Genomic DNA, 249 nt, shown 5'->3' on the forward strand with positions numbered 1-249 from the left:
ACCATGCGTAACTGGCTTGGCAAGGTCGCGTTAATCGCGAGTGCATTATCTTTTTCAGTACACGCTGACACAGGCACTAATTACCTGTTAGCAACAGCCAGTACTGGCGGTACTTATTACCCTGTGGGGGGGGCGTTAGCCACTTTAACCAAGGTGAAAATTCAACCTAAGCACAAAGTGAGTGTTTCGGCGATTAACTCTGCAGGCTCTGGCGAGAACATTAAGCTGTTGCGCGACAAAGAAGCACAG

1 protein-coding gene is annotated in these 249 nt (G+C 49.0%); it reads left to right on the plus strand.

The window, feature by feature from the left end; genetic code table 11:
* Window positions 1-249 (plus strand): TAXI family TRAP transporter solute-binding subunit (locus Q4528_RS15170; protein ID WP_303522526.1); only part of this gene is annotated, 249 nt, incomplete at both ends.

It is taken from the genome of Staphylococcus pasteuri (genome assembly GCF_030547725.1).
Classification (GTDB): Bacteria; Bacillota; Bacilli; order Staphylococcales; family Staphylococcaceae; genus Staphylococcus; species Staphylococcus pasteuri.